The organism is Rhodoferax sp. GW822-FHT04A08 (assembly GCF_058801025.1).
Window position 1 is genome coordinate 390,381 of the sequence record NZ_JBXAMW010000002.1, and the last position, 25,278, is coordinate 415,658.

Annotated in this window: 25 protein-coding genes and 2 pseudogenes; 6 read left to right on the top strand and 21 right to left on the bottom strand. The window is 61.7% G+C overall.

All coding sequences use genetic code 11. The features are described from left to right. Nucleotides 1-21 precede the first annotated feature (21 nt). From AC1RMF_RS06350 to AC1RMF_RS06360, 3 genes are read left to right on the top strand one after another with little or no spacing between them, the layout of a single operon-like run. Nucleotides 22-1,653 (top strand): peptide chain release factor 3, encoded by a 1,632-nt coding sequence (locus tag AC1RMF_RS06350; RefSeq protein WP_493140529.1) that lies wholly within the window; start codon nt 22-24, stop codon nt 1,651-1,653. An 8-nt stretch (nt 1,654-1,661) separates the two neighbouring features. Beyond that, the gene (locus AC1RMF_RS06355; protein ID WP_493140532.1) at nt 1,662-2,477 is read left to right on the top strand and encodes an HAD family hydrolase; all 816 of its coding nucleotides are present in this window, start codon (nt 1,662-1,664) and stop codon (nt 2,475-2,477) included. Then, on the top strand, nt 2,474-3,649 hold the full coding sequence (locus tag AC1RMF_RS06360; RefSeq protein WP_493140534.1) for an MFS transporter: 1,176 nt from the start codon (nt 2,474-2,476) through the stop codon (nt 3,647-3,649). The genes AC1RMF_RS06355 and AC1RMF_RS06360 overlap by 4 nt, the downstream gene beginning before the upstream one ends. 29 nt (nt 3,650-3,678) lie before the next feature. Here AC1RMF_RS06360 and AC1RMF_RS06365 read toward each other — a convergent pair whose 3' ends face one another. Genes AC1RMF_RS06365 through AC1RMF_RS06380 form a run of 4 tightly spaced genes read right to left on the bottom strand, consistent with a single transcriptional unit; the run spans nt 3,679 to nt 5,161 of the window. After that, a complete protein-coding gene (locus tag AC1RMF_RS06365; RefSeq protein ID WP_493140537.1) occupies nt 3,679-3,891 on the bottom strand; it encodes a hypothetical protein in 213 nt (70 codons plus the stop codon). 3 nt (nt 3,892-3,894) lie between these two features. Further along, nucleotides 3,895-4,278 (bottom strand): SMU1112c/YaeR family gloxylase I-like metalloprotein, encoded by a 384-nt coding sequence (gene gloA2 / locus AC1RMF_RS06370; RefSeq protein WP_342618872.1) that lies wholly within the window; start codon nt 4,276-4,278, stop codon nt 3,895-3,897. Nucleotides 4,279-4,313: 35 nt separating this feature from the next. Continuing rightward, nucleotides 4,314-4,808, bottom strand: coding sequence for a GNAT family N-acetyltransferase (locus AC1RMF_RS06375; RefSeq protein ID WP_493140540.1), 495 nt, complete (start codon nt 4,806-4,808; stop codon nt 4,314-4,316). Further along, nucleotides 4,808-5,161, bottom strand: a complete 354-nt coding sequence (locus AC1RMF_RS06380; protein WP_342618874.1) for a DUF1304 domain-containing protein — start codon at nt 5,159-5,161, stop codon at nt 4,808-4,810. Before AC1RMF_RS06380 ends, AC1RMF_RS06375 begins: the two co-directional genes overlap by 1 nt. A gap of 130 nt (nt 5,162-5,291) precedes the next feature. Here AC1RMF_RS06380 and AC1RMF_RS06385 point away from each other — a divergent pair, with 130 nt between their 5' ends. Beyond that, on the top strand, nt 5,292-5,663 hold the full coding sequence (locus AC1RMF_RS06385; protein WP_342618875.1) for an ArsR/SmtB family transcription factor: 372 nt from the start codon (nt 5,292-5,294) through the stop codon (nt 5,661-5,663). Beyond that, nucleotides 5,660-6,193, top strand: a complete 534-nt coding sequence (locus AC1RMF_RS06390; RefSeq protein ID WP_493140543.1) for an SRPBCC family protein — start codon at nt 5,660-5,662, stop codon at nt 6,191-6,193. Before AC1RMF_RS06385 ends, AC1RMF_RS06390 begins: the two co-directional genes overlap by 4 nt. A 33-nt stretch (nt 6,194-6,226) precedes the next feature. Here the strand turns inward: AC1RMF_RS06390 and AC1RMF_RS06395 are convergent, their stop codons facing one another. From AC1RMF_RS06395 to AC1RMF_RS06435, 9 genes are all read right to left on the bottom strand, one after another. Beyond that, nucleotides 6,227-6,847 (bottom strand): LysE family translocator, encoded by a 621-nt coding sequence (locus tag AC1RMF_RS06395; RefSeq protein WP_493140545.1) that lies wholly within the window; start codon nt 6,845-6,847, stop codon nt 6,227-6,229. Between the two features lie 11 nt (nt 6,848-6,858). Next, entirely contained in the window at nt 6,859-7,266 is a 408-nt protein-coding gene (locus AC1RMF_RS06400) for an SRPBCC family protein (RefSeq protein ID WP_493140547.1), read from the bottom strand. Between the two features lie 40 nt (nt 7,267-7,306). Beyond that, nucleotides 7,307-7,582 carry a cupin domain-containing protein gene (locus tag AC1RMF_RS06405; RefSeq protein ID WP_342618879.1) on the bottom strand — a complete coding sequence of 92 codons (276 nt, stop codon included), beginning with the start codon at nt 7,580-7,582 and terminating at the stop codon, nt 7,307-7,309. 77 nt (nt 7,583-7,659) lie between these two features. Then, a complete protein-coding gene (locus AC1RMF_RS06410) occupies nt 7,660-8,100 on the bottom strand; it encodes a YiiD C-terminal domain-containing protein (RefSeq protein WP_493140549.1) in 441 nt (146 codons plus the stop codon). Nucleotides 8,101-8,223: 123 nt separating this feature from the next. Further along, nucleotides 8,224-8,565 (bottom strand): zinc ribbon domain-containing protein YjdM, encoded by a 342-nt coding sequence (locus tag AC1RMF_RS06415; protein WP_342618881.1) that lies wholly within the window; start codon nt 8,563-8,565, stop codon nt 8,224-8,226. A gap of 319 nt (nt 8,566-8,884) precedes the next feature. After that, the gene (locus AC1RMF_RS06420; protein WP_493140552.1) at nt 8,885-9,295 is read right to left on the bottom strand and encodes a hypothetical protein; all 411 of its coding nucleotides are present in this window, start codon (nt 9,293-9,295) and stop codon (nt 8,885-8,887) included. Continuing rightward, nucleotides 9,255-9,788, bottom strand: a complete 534-nt coding sequence (locus AC1RMF_RS06425) for a DUF1993 domain-containing protein (RefSeq protein ID WP_493140554.1) — start codon at nt 9,786-9,788, stop codon at nt 9,255-9,257. The genes AC1RMF_RS06420 and AC1RMF_RS06425 overlap by 41 nt, the downstream gene beginning before the upstream one ends. A 5-nt stretch (nt 9,789-9,793) precedes the next feature. Beyond that, nucleotides 9,794-10,006 (bottom strand): DUF4287 domain-containing protein, encoded by a 213-nt coding sequence (locus AC1RMF_RS06430; protein WP_342618883.1) that lies wholly within the window; start codon nt 10,004-10,006, stop codon nt 9,794-9,796. 223 nt (nt 10,007-10,229) lie between these two features. Beyond that, complete coding sequence (locus AC1RMF_RS06435) at nt 10,230-10,898, bottom strand: glutathione S-transferase family protein (RefSeq protein WP_493140556.1); 669 nt, start codon at nt 10,896-10,898, stop codon at nt 10,230-10,232. 159 nt (nt 10,899-11,057) lie between these two features. Between AC1RMF_RS06435 and AC1RMF_RS06440 the strand changes: the two genes are divergently transcribed. After that, nucleotides 11,058-12,155, top strand: a complete 1,098-nt coding sequence (locus AC1RMF_RS06440) for a PA0069 family radical SAM protein (protein ID WP_493140558.1) — start codon at nt 11,058-11,060, stop codon at nt 12,153-12,155. Nucleotides 12,156-12,167: 12 nt separating this feature from the next. Here the strand turns inward: AC1RMF_RS06440 and AC1RMF_RS06445 are convergent, their stop codons facing one another. From AC1RMF_RS06445 to AC1RMF_RS06480, 8 genes and pseudogenes are all read right to left on the bottom strand, one after another. After that, on the bottom strand, nt 12,168-13,202 hold the full coding sequence (locus AC1RMF_RS06445) for a histone deacetylase family protein (RefSeq protein WP_493140560.1): 1,035 nt from the start codon (nt 13,200-13,202) through the stop codon (nt 12,168-12,170). Further along, nucleotides 13,199-13,915: an alpha/beta fold hydrolase gene (locus AC1RMF_RS06450; RefSeq protein ID WP_493140562.1), complete on the bottom strand. Its 717-nt coding sequence runs from the start codon at nt 13,913-13,915 to the stop codon at nt 13,199-13,201. The genes AC1RMF_RS06445 and AC1RMF_RS06450 overlap by 4 nt, the downstream gene beginning before the upstream one ends. Continuing rightward, nucleotides 13,915-15,237, bottom strand: coding sequence for a HAMP domain-containing sensor histidine kinase (locus tag AC1RMF_RS06455; RefSeq protein WP_493140564.1), 1,323 nt, complete (start codon nt 15,235-15,237; stop codon nt 13,915-13,917). Before AC1RMF_RS06455 ends, AC1RMF_RS06450 begins: the two co-directional genes overlap by 1 nt. After that, nucleotides 15,234-15,929: a response regulator transcription factor gene (locus AC1RMF_RS06460; RefSeq protein WP_493140566.1), complete on the bottom strand. Its 696-nt coding sequence runs from the start codon at nt 15,927-15,929 to the stop codon at nt 15,234-15,236. Before AC1RMF_RS06460 ends, AC1RMF_RS06455 begins: the two co-directional genes overlap by 4 nt. 51 nt (nt 15,930-15,980) lie before the next feature. Then, on the bottom strand, nt 15,981-16,463 hold the full coding sequence (locus tag AC1RMF_RS06465; RefSeq protein WP_493140569.1) for a Spy/CpxP family protein refolding chaperone: 483 nt from the start codon (nt 16,461-16,463) through the stop codon (nt 15,981-15,983). Nucleotides 16,464-16,567: 104 nt separating this feature from the next. Beyond that, nucleotides 16,568-17,626: pseudogene (locus tag AC1RMF_RS06470) on the bottom strand (excinuclease ABC subunit UvrA); the annotation flags it as partial. Nucleotides 17,627-18,115: 489 nt separating this feature from the next. Then, nucleotides 18,116-23,125: pseudogene (locus AC1RMF_RS06475) on the bottom strand (excinuclease ABC subunit UvrA); the annotation flags it as partial. 161 nt (nt 23,126-23,286) lie between these two features. After that, nucleotides 23,287-25,047 (bottom strand): MFS transporter, encoded by a 1,761-nt coding sequence (locus AC1RMF_RS06480; protein ID WP_493140571.1) that lies wholly within the window; start codon nt 25,045-25,047, stop codon nt 23,287-23,289. Nucleotides 25,048-25,278: the final 231 nt, after the last annotated feature.

Here is a 25,278-nt window from a genome sequence, read left to right on the forward strand (position 1 = left end):
ACCCCTCGATCTGGAACCCCCTTGTCTTTTGCCAACGAAACCCGGCGTCGCCGCACCTTTGCCATCATTTCCCACCCGGACGCGGGTAAAACCACGCTGACCGAAAAGCTGCTGCTGTTCTCCGGCGCAATCCAGATCGCCGGCTCGGTGAAGGCGCGCAAGGCCAGCCGCCATGCCACCTCCGACTGGATGGAAATCGAAAAGCAGCGCGGAATCTCGGTGGCATCGAGCGTGATGCAGATGATGTACCGCGACCACGTCATCAACCTGCTGGACACCCCTGGACACAAGGACTTCAGCGAAGACACCTACCGTGTGCTGACCGCGGTGGACTCGGCGCTGATGGTGATTGACGCGGCCAACGGCGTGGAGTCGCAAACCCGTCGCCTGATCGAGGTCTGCCGCCAACGCGACACACCCATCATCACCTTCGTCAACAAGATGGACCGCGAAGTGCGTGAGCCGTTGGACATCCTGGACGAAATCGAACGCGAGCTGGGCATGCCCTGCGTGCCCATGACCTGGCCGGTGGGCCAGGGCAAGGCCTTTGGCGGCATCATCAACCTGCGCACCAAGGCCATGACCGTGTTCGAGAGCGGCAGTGAACGCCGCCCGCAGGACTTTGACACGGTGCCGCTGGACAACGCCGACTCGCTGGCCCAGCGTTTTGGCCATGAGTGGACCTCGGCCATCGAAAGCATGGAACTGGCCACGGGCGCATCGCCCGCATGGGACCATGAAGCCTTTCTGGCCGGCAAGCAGACGCCGGTGTTCTTTGGCTCCGGTGTGAACAACTTCGGTGTGATGGAGGTGCTGGACGCGCTGGTGGACCTGGCACCTGCACCCGGCCCGCGTACCAGCTCCTTCGTTGTCAACAAGCAGCCGGTCATCAAGCAAGTGCAGCCCGAAGACGAGGCTTTCAGCGGCGTTGTGTTCAAGGTGCAGGCCAATATGGATGCCAACCACCGCGACCGCATTGCCTTTGTGCGCATGGCCTCCGGCAAGTACACCCCGGGCATGAAGCTCAAGGTGATGCGCACCGCCAAGGAACTGCGCCCCACCAGCGTGGTGACCTTCATGAGCCAGCGCCGCGAGGCGGTGGAAGAGGCCTACGCCGGTGACATCGTTGGCTTCACCACCCATGGCGGCGTGCAGCTGGGCGACACCATCACCGACGGCAGTGTGAACCTGATGTACACCGGCCTGCCCTTCTTCGCCCCCGAAATGTTCATGACCGTGGTGCTGCGCAATCCGCTGCGCACCAAGCAGCTCCAGCAAGGTCTGGCGCAACTGGGTGAAGAAGGCGCGATCCAGGTGTTCCGCCCGGAAATGGGCGGCAACATGCTGCTGGGCGCCGTGGGGCAGTTGCAGTTTGAAGTGGTGCAGCACCGCCTCAAGGGCGAATACGACGCCGACATCCGCCTGGAAGGTAGCCAGTACACCGGCGCGCGCTGGATCACTGCCGACACACCCAAGGAGCTGCAGGAGTTCATCAACGCCTACCCGCAGCGCATGGCGCGTGATGCGGCCGACACGTTGGCCTATCTGTGCACCAGCCCGTACGACGTGCGGCTGGCGCAGGAGCGCTTCCCCAAGATCCACTTCCATCCGCTGCGCGAACACGCGGGTCTGGCATTGCAGTCCGCCGGCTGATGCAGCGCATGCGGCCCCTGCACGACTGGCCCGTATCCGAGCGCCAGGCCATCGTCGGTGTGTTCACCGACATTGACGACACGCTCACCACGCACGGCCACATCACCCCGGACGCCTTGCAGGCACTGGAGCGGCTCAAGGCTGCCGGGCTGCATGTAATTGCCATCACCGGCCGCCCCATTGGTTGGTGCGAGCGACTCGCCCGCGGCGATGCAGACACGGGACACGCGCCCTGGCCGCTGGATGCGGTGGTCGCCGAGAACGGTGCCGTGGCCTGGGTCGGACCTGCGTCCAACCGCAGCAAGATCTACCAGCAGGAAGCCGCAGTGCGGGCGCGCAACCGGGCGCGCATGCGCTCCGTGGCAAGCCGCATCACCAGCCAGGTACCGGCGGCGCAGATCACGCGCGACAGCGATGGCCGGGAGACCGACCTGGCCATAGACGCAGCCGAATTCGCCCAGCTGACCCCGCAGGAAATTGCCCAGGTCGTTGCGATCATGGAGGCTGAGGGCCTGCACACCACCGTCAGCAGCATCCACATCCACGGCTGCTACGGTGTCTTCAACAAGTGGCGTGGTGCCTGCTGGATCGCTCAGCAACTGCTGGGCCGTCGTCTGGAAGATGAAATCGGGCAGTGGGTCTTCGTCGGAGATTCCGGCAACGACGTGGCCATGTTCGAGCACTTCGTCCATAGCGCCGGGGTTGCCAATATCCGCACGGTGGCCGATCGCCTGTCGCACCTGCCGCGCTACGTGGCACCGTCCGAGCGTGGCGCCGGCTTTGCCGAGGTGGCCGCAGCCGTCCTGCAGGCGCGCCAGCCATGAACAACACCGAAGCCCCCGCCGGCAGCCGCCTCGGGCTGGCAGCCATTTTCGGCTCTACCTTTTTTGCGCTGGTGGGTTACTTCATCCTCACACCTCTTTTGTTGCTGCGGCTCAAAGGGGCAGACGTCAGCAGCACCGTGGCAGGGCTGTTCGTTGCCACCGGGTGGCTGGGTATCTTCGTGATGACACCGTTTGCATCCACCGTGGCCAATCGCATGGGCCGGCGGCAATGCATGTGGCTGGCCTCTGCGGTGCTGATGCTGTGCGCCCTGCTGTTCACCCTGACACAGCAACTGGTGCTATGGTTTGCGCTCAACCTGCTGTCGGGCATCGCCATGTCCTTGCGCTGGGTGCTGGCAGAGGCTCTGATTGCCGAGTTCTGCCCGCCGCAAAAGCGGGGACGCTATGTCGGGCTGTTCCAGACGCTGGTCAGCGCGACCTTCATCATCGGCCCCACGCTCATGGTCTGGCTGGGCCCGCAGAGCAGCATCACACTGTGGGTGGTCAACGGGCTCAACCTGCTGGGCCTGCTGTGGACCGCGCTGATTCCCCCTGTCCCCTCGGCAGCCGATGCCGGCATCGCCCACGTGGGCGTGCGCGGCTTGTGGCACGCCCTGATGGAGCACCCCATCATCATGTTGGCCGGCTTCGTGGGCGGCTTCTTTGAGACGGGGGTGACCTCCATACTGCCCCTGTACGGTCTGGCCCTGGGTCTGAGCGGTGCTGCCGCTGCCGTCATGGTGTCCATCAGCGGCCTAGGTGGTGTGGCGCTGACCATTCCCGCAGGCTACATTTCCGACCGTTTTATCAATCAGGCACGGGGCCGTCGCACACTGATGGTGTGGTCAGCCTCCATCATGCTGCTGGCCACGCTGGCGCTACCTTGGGTGGCACACACACCCGCGCTGGCCTGGCCGATCGTGTTCGTCTGGGGCGGCGCCGGTGGCGTGCTGTATTCCATGTCCATGACCGACATCGGCGCGCGTGAGAAAGGCATCACCCTGGTCAATAGCACGGCGGTGCTGGTGCTCACCTATACGCTGGGTGGTCTGGTGGCCTCGGGCGTGTCGGGCGCGCTCATCGACTGGTCACCCACCCTGGGCTTTCCGGCGTTGCTGGTACTGGTAGCGGCCACCGGGCTGGTGGCACTGATCCGCTCACACAGAAACTGACTGCCAGCAATCGCGTACACGAGCCAGGCCTACTGCTGGCCTGCGCGTTCCTTTTCGTATTCCTCGTAGCTCTGCTTGTTCACACCTTTGAGGCACTGGTCCACATCGCCCGGCGGCAGGTGATTGCAGTAATTCACGGCACTCATCTTGTTGCCTTCGTACCAGCTACGTGCCGTGCATCCGGTGATGGCACCCATGCCCAGCAACAGCGCCATGCAAGCCATGGTTTGTATCGACTTCATAAGCTACTCCTCATACAGTTCCAAGGGCAGACCATCCGGGTCGGCAAAGAATACAAAACGCCTGCCCGTGTACGCATCCACCCGGATGTCTTCCACGACCAATCCCTTGGACTCCAGCTCCACCTTGCACTGCGCCACATCCGCAACGGCAAAAGCCAGATGCCGCAGACCACACGCCTCCGGGTACGACGGGCGCGGTGGTGCGGCAGGAAATGAGAACAGCTCGATCTGCGAACCGTCGGGCAAGACCAGATCCAGCTTGTAGGACTGACGCTCCGCACGGTAGTGCTCGGCCAGCACGCGCAAGCCCAGCGTCTCGGTGTAGAAGCGCTTGGACGTGGCGTAGTCAGAGCAGATGATGGCGGCGTGGTGTATGCGCAGCAACATGTGTGTATGAAGATGGTGTGCTGGCGGCAACCCAGCTAGTGAGGGTTGCAGCGCACGAACTGCTGCTCCGTCACCACGGAACCCCATTGGTTACCCGGACTCTGGTGCACCAGTTCAAACCCATACGACTCGTACAGGTGACGCGCCGCGTCCAACCCGGCAAAGGTCCATAGCTGCGTGCTGCGATAGCCGCAGGCGTCCACGAAGTCTATGGCCTGCTGCAACAGGCGTCGGCCCATGCCCTGGCCCTTGATGGCGTCCGACGTGATGAACCAGCGCAAGTGGGCGTGATCCGTGTCTGCGTGCGAACCGTCGATGATGACGGAGCCCTCCACGTTGCCGCCCTGCTCCACCAGCCACAGGCCATCGCGCCCCGGCTGGTAATAGGTGCAGAAATCCGCCAGCTCGCGCGCCACCTTGGCCTCGAAGGCCACACCAAAACCGTGGGTGGCTGCGTAGTACGTGGCGTGCAATTGCGCAATGCGGCCTATGCAGCCAGGGCGGTAGCCTTCATGCAACTCGGCTTGCATCAGGCAGACAGACCCACAAGGGCCAGCCCCACGGCAGCAGGCAAGGCCTGCACAAACAGGATCTTGCGGCTGACCGTAACGGCACCAAACACACCCGCCACCAGCACGCAGGCCAGGAAGAAGACCTTGATGGAACTGTCCGCAGAGACGATGCCCCAGAACAGGCCCGCCGCCAGAAAGCCGTTGTACAGCCCCTGGTTGGCTGCCAATACCTTGGTGGACTGCGCCCGTTCCGCCGTGAGGCCGAAGGCTCTGCGGCCAGCGGGCTTGTCCCACAGGAACATCTCGAGCACGAGGAAATAGGCGTGGAGCAGGCCGACCAGACCTGTGACGATGTTTGCTGCAATGGCCATAGGGGTAAGGGTTCGAAAACAACAAGCGTTGCATGGTAACCGCTGGGGCCAGAACCGAGGTGCTTTGCCTCCTCAAAAATATTCAACCAAATGGTTGACAATTGTTTGGGCGGCACATATATTCAACTTCATGGTTGAATATGAAACACCTCAACTCGATGCCGTCTTCCATGCACTGGGAGACGCCACCCGCCGCAGCATGCTGCGCAGCCTGGCCCAGGGCGAGCGCACCGTGAGCCAACTGGCGGAGCCCTTCTCCATATCGCTGGCCGCGGCCTCCAAGCACATCAAGGCGCTGGAAAACGCTGGGCTCATCCAGCGCGAAGTGCATGGCCGCACGCACTTCTGCCGTCTGGACCCCGGCCCCCTGGCCAGTGCCAACCAATGGCTTCTCTACTACCAGGACTTCTGGAACAGCCGCCTCAATGTGCTGGAGCGGCTGCTCACTGAAGAGGCAAACACTTCACCCAAACCCGCACCCAAGAAAGGAAAAGCCAAATGACTGCCACCCTCGTACCCGACGCCTATGGCGTATTGACCGATCCCGTGACGCTGAAGATGCAAAGGCTGTTGCCCGGCCCCATCGAACGCGTCTGGGCCTACCTGACCGACAGCGACCTGCGCCGCCAGTGGCTGGCATCGGGTCTGATGGAGTTGAAAGTACAGGCGCCTTTCGAGCTGGTCTGGCGCAACGACGAAGTGACCGACCCGCCCGGCGAGCGCCCCGAAGGATTTGGTGAAGAGCACCGCATGCAGTGCCGCATCCTGGAGCTGGACCCCTTGCGCAAGCTGGTGTTCACCTGGGGCGTGAACTCCGAAGTGCGCTTCGAGCTGGAACCGCAGGGAGAAAAAGTGCGCCTCACCGTCACCCACCTGCGCGCACCGGACCGCGGCGTTCTGCTCAACGTCAGCGCGGGCTGGCACACCCACCTCAATATCCTGCAGGCGCGTCTGGCTGGCGAGAAGCCGCAGCCGCTATGGGACATGTGGCGCAGCCTGCGCGCAGAGTACGACCAGCGCCTGCCGCAGTAAGGGAGACAAGGCACGCACACCGCGTGCCTTGCACTAGCGGTTGTTCGCCGCCAGCTTGATGCCAAAGCCGATAAGTGCCAGACCCGCCAGACGGGTGGCCAACCGGCGCGCGGACGGGATGTTGCGCAAGGCACTGGCCACTTTGTTACCCACCAGCACCAGCGCCCACTGATACAGCAGGCTGATGACGGTGACGTGCACCATCATCACGGTCAGCGTCACCGTGGACGCTTGGGGCTTGAGGAACAACGGGAAGAAAGACACAAAAAACAGGATCACCTTGGGGTTGGTCAGGCTCACGGTAAACGCCTGGCGGAAATGCGACCAGGGCGAACGTGTCGGTTCCGGAGCTCCTTCTGCTGTATTGATCTTGGTACGGATGAGCCCCACTCCCATCCAGATCAGATAGGCCGCGCCAAAACATTGCAACGCCTGAAACAGCACAGGGTTGGCGCGCATGATGGCCGCTAGTCCGGCTGCAGCGGCCACCATGAACACAAAGTCGCCACACAAGGTGCCAACCACCGCCGCCATGCCGGCACGCGCACCATTGCGCGCAGTAGCGTTCAGGATCGCGATGGTGCCAGCGCCGGGAATGAGCTGGAAGACCAGGATGGCGAGTACGAAACTGGTGTAGTTCTGGATATCAAACATGGCTGTTCACTTCACGAACGGGATTCAACGTATCTGGCAAAGTTGTCCAGGATGGCTTGCCAGCCCTGGCGTTGCTGATCCGGCGAATGCTCGGTCTCTGCATCGAATGTGACACGCACGGTGACACCATCGGTGCCCGGCACAAACTCAACGAGGCCAGCGCGTTCTCCAAACGCATAGGCAATCAGCGCATGCGGCACGACCTTGGTATAGGTTCCGGCAAAGTCGAAACCAAAACTGCCGTCCTTGGCCTCCATGCGTGATGAGAATGCACCGCCTGCGCGCAGGTCGACCGTGGCCCGAACCGTGTGCCAATCGGGAGAGGCCGTGTTCCACTGCACGATGTCATCTGGCGTGGTGTACGCACTCCAGACCTTGGCGATCGGGGCTTTGACAAAAGCTTCAACCGTGATTTGCATGGCATGTCTCCTTTTCTGATCGACCGATGGTCGCACTACGTTACTTGAGTTCGATCTCCACAAACGAGAACTCATAGTCATTGATGTTGATGACATTGTGGGCAACGCCCGTGAGCTTGGCGTAAGAGCCACCCGCCACCAACTCAACATCACGAACACCGTCAGGCTCGACCAATCGGAGTTTGCCCGTCGTCAACGGCACCACCACGTAATCGTGCCCATGCACGTGGTCACCGGTATCCGCGCCTGGGGGAAAAGTCCACTTGGTCACGATGACGCGTTCGTTTTCAACCTGAAGTGTGGGAATTGCGTGCATGGTTTTCTGTGTTGCGGTGATACAAGTTCACCTGGGTGGAAGGTGCAAATATTATGCCGCCGCGCTCTTGCCCATCGCTACCCCAGGGCAACAAACTCGCCCTTGAAACGACCAGCTATTTGGCCCTCGTACACAAGATCCGAACGCACGGAGACACGGCCTTTGCCCTTGCGACGCAGCATGATCTTGAACCTCTCCCAGCCTTGCGGATCGTCAAGCTGCGAGACGGCGAGGAACTCACCTGCTATGGGTTTGTCATAGCTCATGGTGTTCTCCTGAATCACCAACCGCGCGGCAATACCCTCAGCGCTCAAACGGGTCTGTATCAGACACCACGCAGCCAATATCGCCAGCGCCGAAGCACTGCCACCGAAGACCGTCTCCCTATGATTGATATTGGGTTGGAGTGGTGCGCTCAAGGTTACGGACTCCGGCTCCACTGAGACGACGGAAACCGACATGGCCTTGGATAGCGGGATATGTGCGTGCAGGTATTGCTGTAGTGCGGGTGGCGTCATATGTGTCAATTGGTACTACCGTAGAGCAGCATATGAGACTTCACCGATTAGTTCTCCAACGACACGCAAAACCGTAGCGGAGCGGAGGCTTTGCGTGGTGTCGGGTGCAACGCCCAGTTAGCGCTATGCTTTTTTAACAAATTCTGATTTCAATTGCATGGCTCCAACGCCATCTATTTTGCAATCGATATCATGATCACCTTCAATGATTCGTATATTCTTTGCTTTTGTGCCAACCTTGATTACAAGCGATGAGCCTTTTACTTTAAGGTCTTTGATTAAAGTTACGGTATCACCGTCAGCGAGAATATTTCCGTTCGCATCGCGGACGATTTTCTCTTTTTCGGAATTCTCCTCTACAGATTCAGTTGTCCATTCGTGAGCGCATTCTGGACAAATAAAAATACCGCCATCTTCATATCCGTATTCGGAGCCACATTGGGGGCATTTTGGAATATTGCTCATTGCGTATACCAGTCAAAGCAAAAATATAATATCCAGCCACAAAGCGCGGAGCGTTGGTTCGTGACCGGGTTTGTCAGTATACAAAATTTTGAAAACTCCAACCTGCCAAGCGACTGTTCAATTTCTTATTTTTCCGACTCGGGCAAGTTTTTTGCAGCTCCTAGAGTGCAAAAATTCAAAGAGAGTAATGCAATAAATATTTTTGCATTAGTCAGCGTGTGATTATCGGGGTATAGACGCCAACATTGAGCTGAGCGGCGACTTGAAATAGGCAGGAGACACCCTAGCTGCGGACGCTACAAGGTGCAAACGGCCTCTTTCAGTGCGAGTCTGCCAGATCCAGCGCGTGGCCTCTGGCCCCGCAGTGGTAGGTTCCGTGGTTGATCAGGTTCCCGCGAAGGCAGCTCCTGCGTGTTCGTGAAATCATGCGTCTCGGCCCCACCGCTGAGCAGCGAGCGAAATTGAACTGGACTGCGTGTGCATCAGGGTTGATCTGCGCCACCGCCGAGCCTTCAATGCTCCACGTGTCCCAGGGGTCCCATTCGCACTTGAGTTTGACGCCGTTTCGCTTCAGGCGGACGCAGTCGTAGTCGATACCCGCATCGACACCACCATAGCGGGCATAGACCTTCCACCCCATGGATTCCAGGCGAGACAGGACAACTGAAAACTCTTCGTTCCCGAGGTTGTCAATCTTGGACAGGCTGCACGGTGTAGCGATGGAACCCATCGAAATCCTGCTTACCTAACGGGACGCCTTGGTGGCGAAGCACAGCGTAAGCCGCTGTGAAGTGAAAGAAAAAATTGGGAAGTGCGTACTGAAACAAAAACTCTGGGGCAGACAACCGGACCAACGCTTCGCCAGCCCGACTCTCAGTGACGCGAGTCCCAGCGGTAACGAACTGACTGGGCTCCAACGCTCCCAGAAGTAGCGCAGCCCGATCAATCCGGGCATGAAGACCTTCAAAGGTTTCGGGAAATGTCCCTTCAGTTGGTACCGCTTCACCTGCAAGCGGAAACGCGGCGCGCAAAGTAAAGTTGGCAGCAATCGCCACCTGACGCTCGAAGGACAACATATCGGGCGCCAGCTTGGCCGCGAGTAGATCTGACGGACGAACACCTCGCTCCGTAGCAAAGCGTTCTGCTTTGGATACGAGGTCCCGCAGTTGGGCGAGGTAGCGGAGGAAGACGGGAACGGATGCGTCGTGTAGCGAGAGGGACATGGGATTCAAGGCTTCTTTGACGCCATAACGTGGGCAACGATGGCATTGGCATGACCGTGCCCCAACCCATGCTCAGACTTAAGAAGCGCAACAATTTCCATGTGCTTCTTGTCTTTGTTTTTGCGAACCAGATCGAGCCAATGGTCGATTGGTTTTCCGTACTTTTGCTCGATAGACGGAAAGTACGATGCAGGGCCTTTGACCTTCTCAGTTGCCATGTGGGACTCCGGTTATGGGTAGTGACTTGAAATACGAGACAGGAAGAATGCCACGGATGCGGCATTGTTTCTACAGCTTGCTCCGCTTGCTGGCGCACACCCCGAAAGCGCCAAACCCAACAGGAGCGAACACGGCGCTTGAAAGAGTGGCAATCGCCTGAATCCTCATGGTCGCAACTTCTGCCGCTACGTCGCCTCACCAACCGAACGGAGATCGACATGCCTACACATCATGCAAAGTGGGTTGGGTACGGGCGCTGTTGAAGACAGCAAACTGCGCCGCAAACGCGCGTTGGAAGGCAGGCCTAGCTTCGGCGCGCGCAATGTAAGCGCAGAGGCTTGGGTACTCTGAAAGCAAGTTCGAACTCCCCAGCCTGCGCAACACCTGCACCACGAGTAAATCACCTGCACTGAATGTGCCGTCTAGCCAATCAAAGGTCCCCAGCCTTTCAGAAAGTTCCCCAAGCCGAATGCGAATCAGGTCTTTCACGAGGGGCAGGCGCTCGAAAAACCAAGGTTTGTCCCGTTCCATGTATACGGTGTTTTCCAGCTGAGTGATCACCGGCTCCACAGTCGACACGGCAGCAAACATCCAGGTGATGGCACGCGCACGCGCGTCGGGATCATCCGGCAGAAGCCCTGTGTGGTTCTGTGCAATATGAAGGACGATGGCTCCTGACTCGAACAGTGCAAGACCGCCGCACTCGTAGGTTGGAATTTGTCCGAATGGCTGTAGCGTGCGATGGGCTGTTTGCTTCATCTCCGCAAACGATAGAAGTCGAACGTCGTAAGGTTGCCCAACCTCCTCGAACGCCCAGCGAACCGGCATATCCCTCGCCAAACCACGCCCTCTATCTGGCGATGCTGCAAACGCAGTAATTACAGGATGCATGGATGAATCTCCATTGGGTGCGTACTTCCAGACTCACTAAGGGCCTAGTCTCTCTCAACCCTGCGACGAATAGGCTGAACTTGCTTGTGCCGCCTATTGCACCGAAAGGGGCTGCTCTTTATACTGTATATACAAACAGTATAAAGATATCAAGACCCCATGTCCACCCACCCCCTGCACTTCTTCAAAGGCCGCGGCTCGGGCTCCAACCCGGGTTCGCGCTTTGACGCGTTTCAGCGCGAGGCGCTGGCGCCGGAGTTGCAGGACTGGCCGGGGGACGAGGAGCCGGATGCGGAAGACGCGCCTTCTGCCAAGACCATCGTCGTGCAGCAGCAGGCGCGCTCCATCATCAGCCGCAACCAGTCGCCCGATATTGGTTTTGACCAGAGCATCAACCCCTACCAGGGGTGCGAGCACGGCTGTGTGTATTGCTATGCGCGGCCCACGCATGCATATCTGGGCTTGTCGCCGGGCTTGGACTTTGAGACGCAGATATTTGCCAAGGTCAACGCCGCCGCGCTGCTGCGTGCCGAATTGTGCAAGCCGAGCTATGTGCCAGGGCTGATCGTGGTGGGGTCCAATACCGATCCGTACCAGCCCACGGAACGCAAGCTGGGCATCACCCGCTCTGTGCTGGAGGTGCTGGCCGAGGCGCAAGTGCCGGTGGGCATCATCACCAAGAACGCGCTGGTCACGCGCGACCTGGACATTCTCAGCGGCATGGCGCGCAAGGGTCTGGTGCAGGTGAATGTGTCGGTGACCACGCTGGACCACGCGCTGGCGCGCAAGCTGGACCCGCGTGCCAGCTCACCAACGAGCCGCTTGCAGGCCATAGAGATGCTGGCAAGTGCGGGCATTCCGGTGGCGGTGTTCAGCTCGCCCATGATTCCTGCCATCAACGATGTGGAGTTGGAGAAGATCATGCAGGCCGCAGCACAGGCCGGTGCGCGCTATGCCACGTATGTGCTGCTGCGTTTGCCGCTGGAAGTGCGCGAGCTGTTTGTGCAGTGGCTGCAGCAGCACTACCCGCTGCGCGCCGAGCATGTGATGCACCGCGTGCAGCAGATGCGCGGAGGCAAGGATTACGACCCCGACTTTGCCACCCGCATGAAGGGCAGCGGCCTGTTTGCCAGCCTGCTGGCGCAGCGCTTTCAGATTGCGCTCAAGCGCTACGGGCTACGGAAGCCGCCGCCGTTGGCGGATGTGTCGCAGTTCATACCGCCCCGGTTGCCCAGCGCGCAAAGCAGCCTGTTCTAGCGCGTATGCAATTCAGGCAAAAGCCTGCACTACGTTGACCGCGTTGATGCCCACCTCGGCCACGGCATAGCCGCCCTCGAACACCAGCACGGTGGGCAGGCCCGCACGGCGCAGTCGTTCGCCCACGCGCAGGTAGTCATCGCTCTGTAGCTTGAAGCCTGATATCGGGTCACCCGCAAAGGTGTCTACGCCCAGCGACACTACCAGCGCCTGCGCGCCAAATTTCTGAATGTCTGCCAGCGCCGTCTCCAGCGCGGCAAACCATTCGGCAAAGCCGGTGCCGCGCGGCAGCGGCAGGTTGAGGTTGTAGCCCTCGCCTGCGCCCGCGCCCTTTTCATCAGCATAGCCCAGAAAGAACGGGTACTCGGTGCGCGGGTCGCCGTGGATACTGGCGAAGAACACATCGGGGCGTTTATAGAAGATGGCCTGCGTGCCATTGCCATGGTGGTAGTCCACATCCAGCACCGCCACGCGCTCCAGGCCTGAGGCACGCAGGTGTTCTGCCGCAAGCGCGGCGTTGTTCAGAAAGCAGTAACCACCAAAGAAGTCCACGCCTGCATGGTGGCCTGGCGGGCGGCTCAGCGCAAAGGCCGCTTGCTCGCCTTGTGCCACTGCCTGCGCGGCACTCAGCGCACACTCGGCACCGGCACGCGCGGCGACCCAGGTGCCACCCGTGAGAGGCGTGCCCGCGTCATACGAGAACAGCCCCATGCGCGCCGCAAAGTTGTCGGGCAGCACATCGCTGCGCAGGGTACGTGTGGGCCAGACCGAAGGCAGCGCATCACGCGTGGCATTGGCCGGGTCCAGCGCCACCCACTCGCTCCAGGCGTGTTCCAGAAAGTGGAGATAGCGTGCACTGTGCACACGCTCCAGCGCCCCAGCATCGAAGGCCGTCGGTGCCAGCACTTCACCCAGCTTGCGCCGCTGCAGTTCCGCCAGCACATGGTCGGCACGCGCGGGCACTTCGTGACATGGCACCAGCGCACCGCGGAACATTTCGTACTGGCCCTGGTGCTGGGCGTGGAGGTGGTTGTAAAAGGTTTTCATGCTGCCAATCCTAACCAGCGCTTGAACGCCGCACTCACCGCATCCGGTTGCTCCAGCGTCGCCATATGACCGCACTGCTCCACGATGCACAGCTCCGCATGGGCAATGGCGGCAGCCATGCGCTCATGCGCGTCGGGCGGGCTCCACAGGTCTTCGCGGCCGGTAAGTACCAGGGTGGGGCAGTTGATGGTGGGCAGCACCGGAGTGGCGTCGGGGCGGGTCAGCAGCGCGTTGATCTGGGCTGCGTACTGCTCAGCACTGCTGCGCTCCAGCATGTCGAGCACAGCGGCAAACACTGGCGTGCCGTGGCGCGAGGGATGCACCATGGGTTTGGCCCACAGCTCGGCCATGGCGCGCATGCCTTTGCGCTCGGCGGTCTGCAGCAGGCCCATGCGGCCGGCACGTTCCTTGGCGCCTGCATCGCCCTCGGCCAATGGGTGGGTGCCCGTATCCAGCAGGGCCAGGTGGTGCACACGGTGTGGCGCACGGCGAAACACTTCCAGCGCCACGCGGCCACCCATGGAGTGACCGGCCAACGCAAAGGTCTGCACGGGCGCGGTGTCCAGCACATGCTGGGCCATGGCGCCCATGGAATCGAGCAGGCCGTGATCCACCACATGGCAATGCGCATGGGACGACAGGGCTTGCACTTGCGGCGCCCAGACGGCGCTGTCACACACCAGGCCGGGCAGAAGAATGAGCGTGGGTTTCATCAGGATGCGTTTGCAGAAGAAGGCGGGAGCGTTACTGTAATCTCCAGCCCCGGCTCTGCATTGGCAATGCGGAATTCACCGCCATGTGCCAGCGCCACCAACTTGCACAGGTAGAGCCCCAGCCCCACACCGCCGTCTTCACGGGTGCGGGCGGCATCCGGCCGGTAGAAAGCCTGTGCCAGGTGCGGCAACTGCTCCGGCGGCACGCCCGCGCCAAAGTCACGCACGCTCAGCACCACACCCCCCTGCTCTGATGCATGCGCCCGCAGAACCGGCGCTTGCGCTGCATTCGCACTGTGGCGCAAGGCGTTGTCCAGCAGGTTGCGCACCAGCAGGCGGATGCGGGCCGGGTCCAGCATCAGGGTGGGTAGCTCCTGCGCGATGTCTTGTTGCACGGGTTGGCTCATGCCCTGCACCACTTCCTGCAGCAACGCCTGTACGTCCACAGGCTCCAGATGCAGTGCAGCGTGGCGGGTGGAGAGGCGTTCACTCTCCAGCAGGTCGGTGACCAAGTCGCGCATCAAGGCCAGATCGCGCAGCAGGGCTTCGCGACTAGCCTGGAGTTCGGAGGTTTCGGGCAGCAGCTCGGTGTTGAGTCGCGCCCGTGTCAGCGGGCTGCGCAGCTCGTGGCTGATGGCCAGCAACAGGCTACGCTTGGCGTCCAGCATCTGCTGGATGTCGGTGGCCATGGTGTTGATGGTGGTGGCCAACTCGCCCAGTTCGTCGGGTTTGCGGGCACGGCGCACGGGAATAGGCTTGGCAAAGTCGCCTGCGCCATAGCGCAAGGCGCCGGCACGGATATCGTCCAGTGGATGCAGCAGGCGACGCACGCGACGGTACGCCAACGCCGTAAAGAACAGCAGCAGGGCCAGCGTGAACCAGCCCACCAGCCGCGGGCGGTCTTCCCAGGCGGCAACATTCAGGGCGAATTCCAGCCGGTGACCATCTGCAGTATTGCGCTCCAGCAAATGCTCCCGTTGATTCCAGCGGCTGCTATCGCGCCAGCGCGCGCTGCGGTCCGGCAATTGCGGATGGCTGTTCCAGTTCACCACCGGTCCGGTGATGATGATGTGCAAGGGCAGTCTGTCCACAATGGCCTGCGCGCGCTCCACGCTGGGCGGGCTTCCGATGTCCGCGGCCAGCCGGTCCACATAGTCCACCACCAGGGGACGGGCCGCGTCGCGCCAGCCTATGCCCAGCGCGTACTGCATGCCACCTATGAACACCGCCGCCATGGCCAGCGCCAGCACTACAAACAGGGCCATGAGGCGCATGCGCAGCGAATGCGAGAAGGCGTGGCGCGCCCGCCTGTGCCACCTCATGCCGGGGCCCGGCTGACGGCCAGCGTATAGCCGGCGTTTCGCAATGTCTTGATGCAGTCCAGTGGTTCCAGCTTCTTACGCAGGCGGCTGACCACAATGTCCACCGCACGGGTGAGCATGTCCACCTCGTGGCCGCGCAGGTGGTTGAGGATGTCGTCACGGCTGAACACCTTGCCCGGCTCCAGCGCCAGCAGATGCAGCAAGTCGAATTCAGTGCTGGTGAGGTTGAGCACTTCGCCCTGGCGCATCACCGTGCGCGTCACCGGGTCAATGCGCAAGCCATCAAACACCAAGGCACCGTCGGCGCGGGCCGTGGGCTGCGCGGGTGGCTGCACGCGCCTGCGCAACACGGTTTGCAGCCGTGCCACCAGCTCGCGTGGCTCAAAGGGTTTGGGCACATAATCGTCCGCGCCCAGCTCCAGCCCGACCACGCGGTCCATCACCTCGCCACGGGCGGTGAGCATGATGATGGGCATGTCGCTCTCTTTGCGGATGGCGCGGCACAACGCAAAGCCATCCATCTCGGGCAGCATCACATCCAGGATGGCGGCGTCATAGCGCTCACGCTGCAAGCGCGCCAGCCCCTCGCTGGGCTTGAGTGCGCAGTCGAGCTTGAAATCAAAACGCGCAAAGTAGGCCGTCAGGGGCGGGCCCAATTGCGCGTCATCGTCGATCAACAGGATGCGAGGCATGGGACTATTGTCACACCGGGCAGCCCAGCGGGTCGCCCGGTGCTCCGTGCCTTAGCCGCGGTGGAACCAGCCGTGGCGGCCTTCCATGAAGTCCCGCACCTTTTGCTGCTGGGTGGGGTTCAGGCTGTCGTAAAACGCTGCCAGTGCAGCCACCACCTCGGGGCTCTTGCTTTGCAGTGCGGCCGTCTTGTCGTTGATCAGGGCCTGGGCCTTGGCGGCATCAAATTTGGGGCCAGCTACCAGCGACTTGATTTCTGCACGCGGGTCGGTGCCTTGGCCCATCAATGCCTTGCGCTGCTCGAACAGCTTGTCGCCCACCACGGCCAGCAGCTTCTTCTGCTCGTCGTTGAGGTCCAACTTGCTGGCGGCACGGTCCACCATCTTGTCGCGGCGCTGGGCGTATTGCTCGGGCGATACATCGGCGCCCCAACGGTCACCGTGGTGGCCGCAGGCCGACAGGCTTCCGACCACCAGCGTGGCCCCAAATAGACCAAACAGGGTGCGGCGGAAATTGCGTTTGAAAAAACTACGCATTGCGATCTTTCTTACTCTTGTGGAGTGGTTGAACATGACCGCAATGGTGCCGGTTCAAAGCGCGCAGCGGGTGTCGCTGCGGTATCGCTTTGTTTCGGTTTATGTCAACGCGCCAGCAGTGCCTGCAAGGCCACTCCGGTGTGGGTGCCCAGGCGCACCACCTGCTCCGGCGTGGCAGCCGCCACCACAAAGCCGCCGCCGCTGCCGCCTTCGGGCCCCAGGTCCAGCACCCAGTCGGCCTCGGCGATCACGTCCAGATCGTGCTCGATGACCACCACGCTGTGGCCCGAGCGCACCAGACGGTGCAGCACGTGGATCAGCTTCTCCACGTCGGCCATGTGCAGGCCCACGGTAGGCTCGTCCAGCACGTACAGCGTATGCGGCGCCTTGTTGCCGCGCTTGCCGATGTCGTCACGCACCTTGCTGAGTTCAGTCACCAGCTTGATACGCTGCGCCTCGCCGCCGCTGAGCGTGGGCGATGGTTGGCCGAGCGTGAGGTAACCCAGGCCCACGTCTTTCAGCAATTGCAGCGGATGGCTGATGTTGGGCATGGCGGCAAAGAAATCCACCGCCTCGTCCACTTCCATCTGCAGCACGTCGCCAATGCTTTTGCCGCGCCAGGTGACGGCCAGGGTCTCGGGGTTGAAGCGTGCGCCCTTGCAGGTTTCGCACAGCACTTTCACATCGGGCAGGAAGCTCATGCCGATGGTGCGTATGCCTTGCCCTTCGCAGCTGGGGCAGCGGCCTTCGCCGGTGTTGAAGCTGAAGCGGTTGGCAGCGTAGCCGCGGGCCTTGGCTTCGAGCGTGTCGGCAAAGAGTTTGCGGATGGTGTCCCAGAAGCCAATGTAGGTGGCGGGGCAACTGCGCGGTGTCTTGCCAATGGGGGTCTGGTCGACTTCGAGCACGCGGTCTACGGTCTCGTAGCCGGACACGGCTGTGCAGCCGGTCCAGTCGATTTTTTCGCCGGCGTCCAGTGCGTCGCGGCCAGCTTTGGTGCTGCGCTTTTGCACTGCCGTCTGCACGTTGGCGAGCAGCACGTCCCGGGCGAGTGTGGACTTGCCGGAGCCGCTGACGCCGGTGATGGCGACCAGGCGTTTGAGCGGGATGTGGGCGGTGACGTTTTGCAGGTTGTGCAGGGTGGCGTTGTGGACGGTTAGCCAGTTGATTTTTTCGTGCTGTCTTGGTTGCGTTGGTAGCGTAGTCGCTGGGCCCGCATCGGCAAGGGGTAGGTCGGGCTCCTCATACGGCAAGCCCAAATCGTCACCCGCCCTACCCCTTGCCGCTGCTGCGGCTGAGACTGTTGGCGCACCCGTGGCTCCAGTGGCTGCAGCAAATGCTGCAGCGCTTTGGGCGGACGTTGCTGCTGCTTGTGCGGCAGCGTTGCTTGCCAAGTAATCCGCCGTTTCCTTTTCGCGCGCGGCAAATTCCGCATTCACCGCCACACTCGCCGCAGCTTGCGTAGCAGCGACGGCAGCGGCCTTGGCGGCTTTACCCCGCAACTTCTTCCCGTTAGCGTCCACGAACCCGGAGGCGGGAGCCGGTGTGCCGGGCGCCGATTTGGGCTTGCCGTATGAGGCGCCCGGCACACCGGCTCCCGCCCCCGAGAGCGCCACAAGAGAGGCATCCAACGTCAACGAGTCCAGATAAGAAACTACGTAGCGCCTATCCACCAAGGGATGCCGAATCGCATGCAACAGATACCGCCCCGTCTGAGACTCCGCCACAGCCTGCACATCCGCAACCGACCCCTGCGCCACCAACCGACCACCGCGTTTGCCAGCGCTCGGACCGATGTCGATGATGTGGTCAGCATGGCGGATGGTGTCTTCGTCGTGTTCCACCACCACCAAAGTGTTGCCCTTGTCGCTAAGCTGCTGCAAGGCGCCCAGCAGGATCTTGTTGTCACGCGCATGCAAGCCGATGGTCGGCTCGTCCAGCACATAACACACGCCCTGCAAGTTGCTGCCCAGTTGAGCAGCCAGTCGGATCCGCTGTGCCTCGCCGCCGCTGAGCGTGGGTGCGCCACGGTCCAGCGTCAGGTAGCCCAGGCCCACTTCTTCCATGAACTCCAGCCGGCTCTTGATTTCGGGAATCAGGTCGCGCGCGATGTCGGTCTCGCGCTGGGTCAGACCACCCAGTTGCTGCAGGGTCTCCACCCATTTGCGTACGTCGGTGACCGACAGGCGCGCCACATCGGCAATGCCGACACCTGCGAACTTCACCGCGCGAGCAGTGGCGTTCAGGCGCGTGCCCTGGCAGGTGGGGCAGGCGGTGTCGTGCAGGTCTTCCACATCGGCTTCGGCAAAAGTCTGCTCGCGGCCCTGGTTGTCATCGGCCTTGACCGAATCGTCGAACACCTTGCGCTGCTCCTTGGTGAGCGCAACGCCGGTGCCCACGCAGTCTGGGCACCAACCGTGCTTGCTGTTGTAGCTGAACAGGCGCGGGTCCAGCTCCGCGTAGGACGTGGAGCACACCGGGCAGGCGCGCTTGGTGGAGAACGCATGCAAGGTGCCTATGCCGGCAGCAGGTGTGCCCGCCAGCATGGCCTCGCGCAGGCCGTGCAGGTCGCTGAGCACCTGCACCATGCCCTTGCCATGCGTGAGCGCATCGGCCAAGGCCTTGCGCAGCGCCGTCTCGTTGGCAGGGTTCACATCCAGACTGGCCACGGGCAGTTCGATGTTGTGTTCCTTGAAGCGGTCTATGCGCGGGAAGTGGGTGGTCGGCAGGAAGTTGCCGTCCACCCGCAGGTGCGTGTAGCCACGCAGTCGCGCCCAGTCGGCCAGCTCGGTGTACACGCCCTTGCGGCCCGACACCAGCGGCGCCAACAGGCCAATGTGCTGGCCACGGTAGGTCTTGAGCAGTTGCGCGGCAATGCTGTCCGCCGACTGTGGCTGCACCGCGGCGCCGTCCTTGTAGCAGTGCTGCGTGCCCAGCTTGACGTAGAGCAGGCGCAAGTAATGCCAGACCTCGGTGGTGGTGCCCACGGTGGATTTGCGGCCGCCCCGGCTGAGGCGCTGCTCAATGGCCACGGTGGGCGGGATGCCGTATACGGCATCCACTTCGGGACGCCCCGCCGGTTGCACGATGGAGCGTGCGTAGGCGTTGAGGGATTCGAGGTAGCGGCGCTGGCCTTCGTTGAAGAGTATGTCGAACGCAAGTGTGGATTTGCCCGAGCCCGAGACCCCGGTGACCACGCTGAACTTGCCACGCGGGATGTCGACGCTCAGGGACTTGAGGTTGTGTTCCTTGGCGTTGACGATACGGATGGAATTGTTGTTATCTGTGCCCGCCACCACTCCGTAGGAGGCCGGGGGTACGCCGGTCGCCGATTTGGGCTTGCCGTATGAGGTGACCGGCGCACCCCCGGCCTCCGGAGAGCGAGCAGCTGCCACATAAGCATCTGCAGCAGAAAACTCCCGAACCTCGTGCACCACCCCCATGGCCGCCGCGTACTCCCGTAGCGCCTTGCCAGTGTGCGAGGTAGCGTGCAGCAGCATATCTTCCGGCGTGCCCACACCTACCACCTCACCACCGCCCTCGCCGCCTTCCGGCCCCAGGTCAATGACCCAATCGGAGGCGCGGATCACGTCCAGGTTGTGCTCGATCACCAGCAGCGAATGCCCCGCATCCAGCAGCTTGCGCAGGGCGCGCATCAGCTTGGCGATGTCGTCAAAATGCAGGCCGGTGGTCGGCTCGTCCAGCATGAACAGCGAACCACGCCGCGCCGTGGCCTGGCGGCTGGCGGTGTTGCTCTTGGCGGCTTCGGCCAAGAAGCCGGCGAGTTTGAGGCGTTGCGCCTCGCCGCCGGACAGCGTGGGCACGGGTTGACCCAGCTTCACGTATTCCAGCCCCACATCCACGATGGGCTGCAACACGCGTATCACGTCACGGTCTGCGCTGAACAGATCGGCGGCCTCGCTCACCGTCAGGTCCAGCACATCGGCCACGTTGAGCGCACGACCCTTGCGTTCGATGGTGACTTCAAGGATTTCGGGGCGGTAGCGCTTGCCGTCACAGTCCGGGCAACGCAGGTACACGTCGCTGAGGAACTGCATCTCGATGTGCTCGAAGCCCGAACCGCCGCACGTGGGGCAGCGGCCATCGCCGCTGTTGAAACTGAACTTGGAGCCGGTGTAGCTGCGCTCGCGCGACAGCGGCGCAATGGCAAACAGTTCGCGGATGGCGTCCCACGCGCCCACATAGCTAACCGGGTTGGAACGCGCCGTCTTGCCGATGGGCGACTGGTCCACGAACACCACTTCACTCAGCAGCTCGGCGCCCAGCAGCCGCGCATGGGCACCCGGGGTTTCGGTGGCCTTGCCGAAGTGGCGCAGCAATGCCGGTGCCAGCACGTCCTGGATCAACGTGGACTTGCCCGAGCCGCTGACGCCGGTGACGCACACCAGGCGCTGCAGCGGAATCTCGACATCGATGTTCTTGAGGTTGTGCTCGGTCACGCCTTCCAGAATCAGGCGCGGCGTGTTGGGTGCCACCATGCGCTTGAAGCCCATGCCGACCTGCTTGCGTCCACCCAGGTAAGCACCGGTCAATGTGTCGGCGCCGCGCAGTGCTTCGGTACTGCCGTCAAACACGATTTGCCCGCCCCGCTCACCGGGGCCGGGGCCCATGTCGATCATGCGGTCTGCAGCGAGCATGACAGCCGGGTCGTGCTCCACCACCACCAGCGTGTTGCCCGCATCGCGCAGGCGCTGCATGGCCACGATGATGCGGTGCATGTCACGCGGGTGCAGACCGATGCTGGGCTCGTCCAGCACGAACAGTGTGTTGACCAGCGAAGTTCCCAGTGCGGTGGTGAGGTTGATCCGCTGCACCTCGCCGCCGCTGAGTGTGCGGCTCTGACGGTCCAGGGTGAGGTAGCCGATGCCTACGTCGCACAGGTATTTCAGACGCGTGCCGACTTCTTCGAACAGGAGCTTGAGTGTTTTGGCTTCGGCCTCGCTCGTTGTGTTTGCCTGCTTCGGTGGGGTGGTGCCAGGGGGAGTGGCCGTCGCCTCATGCGCGAGCGCAAAATCGGCGGCATCCACTCCCCCTGTCACCACGTCGTGATTCGGAACATCGCGCGCCGATAACAGTGCGGTGTTCTGTAGCGCGTCCGGCGCGGAGCCTTCCGATCGCGAAGCGGAGGAAGGGGTATCGGGGGGTGACGATTTGGGCTTGCCGTATGAGGAGCCCCCCGATACCCCTTCCTCCGCCCCGCCCCGCAAAGAAGAAGAGTCCAACTGCAACTGCAACGAATCAAAAAACCGCCGCAACCGATCCAGCGGCATCAACATCATGTCGTGCAAACACAGCCCCGGCAGCGCCTCCAGCTGCGCACGGGTCCAGGATACACCTTGCGGCATGAACCGTTTGGAAGGCGGCAACACCGCGTCCGCCTGCTCCTTGGTGCCAATACGCCAGAGCAAACTCTCGGTCTTCAGCCGCGCGCCACCGCACGTACCGCACGGCGTGTAGCTGCGGTATTTGGACAGCAGCACCCGGATGTGCATCTTGTAGGCCTTGGACTCCAGGTATTCGAAGAACCGGTCCACACCAAACCAGTGCTGGTTCCACTTGCCGTTCCAGTTGGGCGAACCCTTGAGCACCCAGTGCTGCTGCTCTGCGGTGAGCTTGTACCAGGGTGTGTCGCGCGGTATGCCGGCGGCTTCGGCGTGGCGCATCAGGTCGTCCTGGCACTCCTGCCACGCGGGCGTCTGCATCGGCTTGATGGCGCCGGCACGCAGGGTGAGTTTGTCATTGGGAATGACCAAGCCGTAGTCCACCCCCACCACCCGGCCAAAGCCGCGGCACTTCTCGCAGGCGCCCACGGCCGAGTTGAACGAGAACATGGAGGCAATCGGGTCGGTGTAGCGCAGATCGCTTTGCGGGCAATGCAGGCCGGTGGAGAAGCGCCAGGTGGGTGCGGGCGTTGCGCCTTCGGCCGTGGCGGCATCGTCCAGCACATACACGTTCAGGCGGCCGCTGCCGCGTTTGAGGGCGGTTTCTATCGCTTCCAGGGCTCGGGCCTTTTCGGCACCTTCAATACGGAAGCGGTCGGCCACGACGTCCAGAATCTTGCGCGAGCCGCTGATGGTGTTTACCTCACGCTCGGCCTGCACGCGGGTAAAACCGCTGGCGCTAAGCCACTGCGTGACTTCTTCTGCCGAAGTGTCGGCAGGCAGCTCCACCGGAAACGTCAGCACCAGCCTGGGATTGGCCGCCTCGGCTGCGCGGCGCATCAGCTCGGCATAAATGGTCTCGGGCGTGTCGTGCTGCACCGGCAATGCGGTCTGCTTGTCAAACAGGTTGCCCGCGCGTGAAAACAGCAGCTTGAGGTGGTCGTTGAGCTCGGTCATGGTGCCGACCGTGGATCGGCTGGAGCGCACCGGGTTGGTCTGGTCGATGGCAATGGCCGGGGGCACGCCTTCGACGCGGTCCACGGCGGGCTTGTCCATGCGGTCCAGAAACTGGCGCGCATAGGCGGAGAAGGTCTCCACATAGCGGCGCTGACCTTCGGCGTACAGCGTGTCGAACACCAGGCTGGATTTGCCTGATCCGCTGGGGCCGGTCACCACCGTCAATTCACCCGTTCGTATATCCAGGTCGAGGTTTTTGAGGTTGTGTTGTCGTGCGCCGCGGATGCGGATGGTGCCCTGGGACATAGTCGATGCTCTTTCGAATGAGGACACACATTCTAGGAGTTCGATATGACCTTCGTATGTGGGCGTGATTGATCAAAAACAAAAAAAGGCCCTCCAATGGAGGGCCTTGAAAACTAGCCCGGCAAGGAACTGCCGGGTGTCGTTAGCTCACTTAGAACAAATCAGTCGTTGGCGTAGATATCCACGTCCTTGGTTTCCTTGATGAAGATGCCGCCAATGATCACGGTAGCACCCGCGATGATGATGGGGTACCAGAGGCCGTTGTACATATTGCCGGTCTGGGCCACGATGGCAAACGCCGTGGTGGGCAGCAGGCCGCCGAACCAGCCATTGCCGATGTGGTACGGCAGGCTCATGGACGTGTAGCGGATGCGCGTGGGGAACATTTCCACCAGCATGGCGGCAATGGGGCCGTACACCATGGTCACCAGAATCACCAGATAGGTGAGCAGGATCACCACCATGACCTTGTCAAACTTGGCCATGTCCGCCTTGGCTGGGTAGCCTGCAGCCTTCAGGGCAGCGCCCAGGTTGGAGCTCAGCAAGGTAGCGCCAGCAGTCTTTTCATTGCCCAGGTCCTTGGCAGCCTTGGCGGCAGCTTCGATGGCCTTGGCATCCGGTGGCTGTGCGGCCTGCAGCTCAGCCAGCTTGGCGTCCGCCTTGGCCTTGGCAGCGGCAATGTCTTCCGGTGTGTACTTGACCTTGATCTCGGTCTCACCCACCTTGATGACAGCCGGTGTGCCAGCAGGTGCGGCCACGTTGTCATAGCTCACCGAAGCGCCAGCCAGGCGTTGCTTGGCAATATCGCAGCTGGATGTGAACTTCTTGGTGCCTGTGGGGTTGAACTGGAACGAGCACTCGGCGGGGTCAGCCGTCACCGTCACCTTGCTTGTAGCCTGGGCTGCAGCCAGATCGGGGTTGGCAGCCTTGGTCAGCGCGGTAAACACGGGGAAATAGGTCACCACCGCCAGCAGGCAGCCTGCCAGGATGATGGGCTTGCGGCCGATCCTGTCGGACAGTGCACCAAACACGATGAAGAACGGTGTGCCGATGATCAGCGATACGGCGATCATGATGTTGGCCGTGGGGCCGTCCACCTTGAGCGACTGCGTCAGGAAGAACAGTGCGTAGAACTGGCCGGTGTACCACACCACGGCCTGACCGGCTGTCAGACCAACCAGTGCCAGGATCACGATCTTGAGGTTCTTCCACTGACCGAAGGATTCGGACAACGGAGCCTTGGAGGTCTTGCCTTCGGCCTTCATCTTGGCGAAAGCGGGTGACTCATTCATGGAGAGGCGGATGTACACCGACACGCCAAGCAACAGAATGGACACCACGAATGGCACACGCCAGCCCCAATCGGCAAAGGCGTCTTCACCGATGCTGGTACGCGTGACCAGAATCACAATCAGTGACAGGAACAGACCCAGGGTCGCTGTGGTCTGGATCCAGGAGGTGTAGGCACCACGCTTGCCGTTGGGCGCATGCTCAGCCACATAGGTGGCAGCACCACCGTACTCGCCACCCAGTGCCAAGCCTTGCAACAGACGCAGGCCGATCAGGATCACAGGTGCGGCCACGCCAATGGATGCGTAGCTGGGCAAGATACCCACGATGAAGGTGGACAAGCCCATGATGAGGATGGTCACCAGGAAGGTGTACTTGCGGCCGATCATGTCGCCCAGACGGCCAAACACTAGTGCGCCGAACGGTCGCACGATGAAGCCCGCGGCAAACGCCAGCAAGGCAAAGATGAAGGCCGAGCCTTCATCGAGTCCGCTGAAGAATTGCTTGGCAATGATGGCTGCCAGCGAACCGTATAGATAAAAGTCGTACCACTCAAAAACCGTGCCCAGCGAGGAGGCGAAGATGACCTTCTTTTCCTCTGCTGACATGGGCCGTGCCACTGTTGTCGCCATATATATGTCTCCTCGTTTATTTAAGTTCACCATTGCCCATGCTCCAGGCAATGGGGGGCACTATCAAGTGATTGACTGACGGCAATCTGACAACGGTCTTTCAAAACCTTACGCGGTACTGAGCGCAGGCTTACGACCCCGTACTTACCCTAGGCGCGGATGAATAGCTCTGATACGTAAGCACTTGGTCAGGCCCCCTCAACAGAATCGCGCCGTGTGTTGACAAGGCAC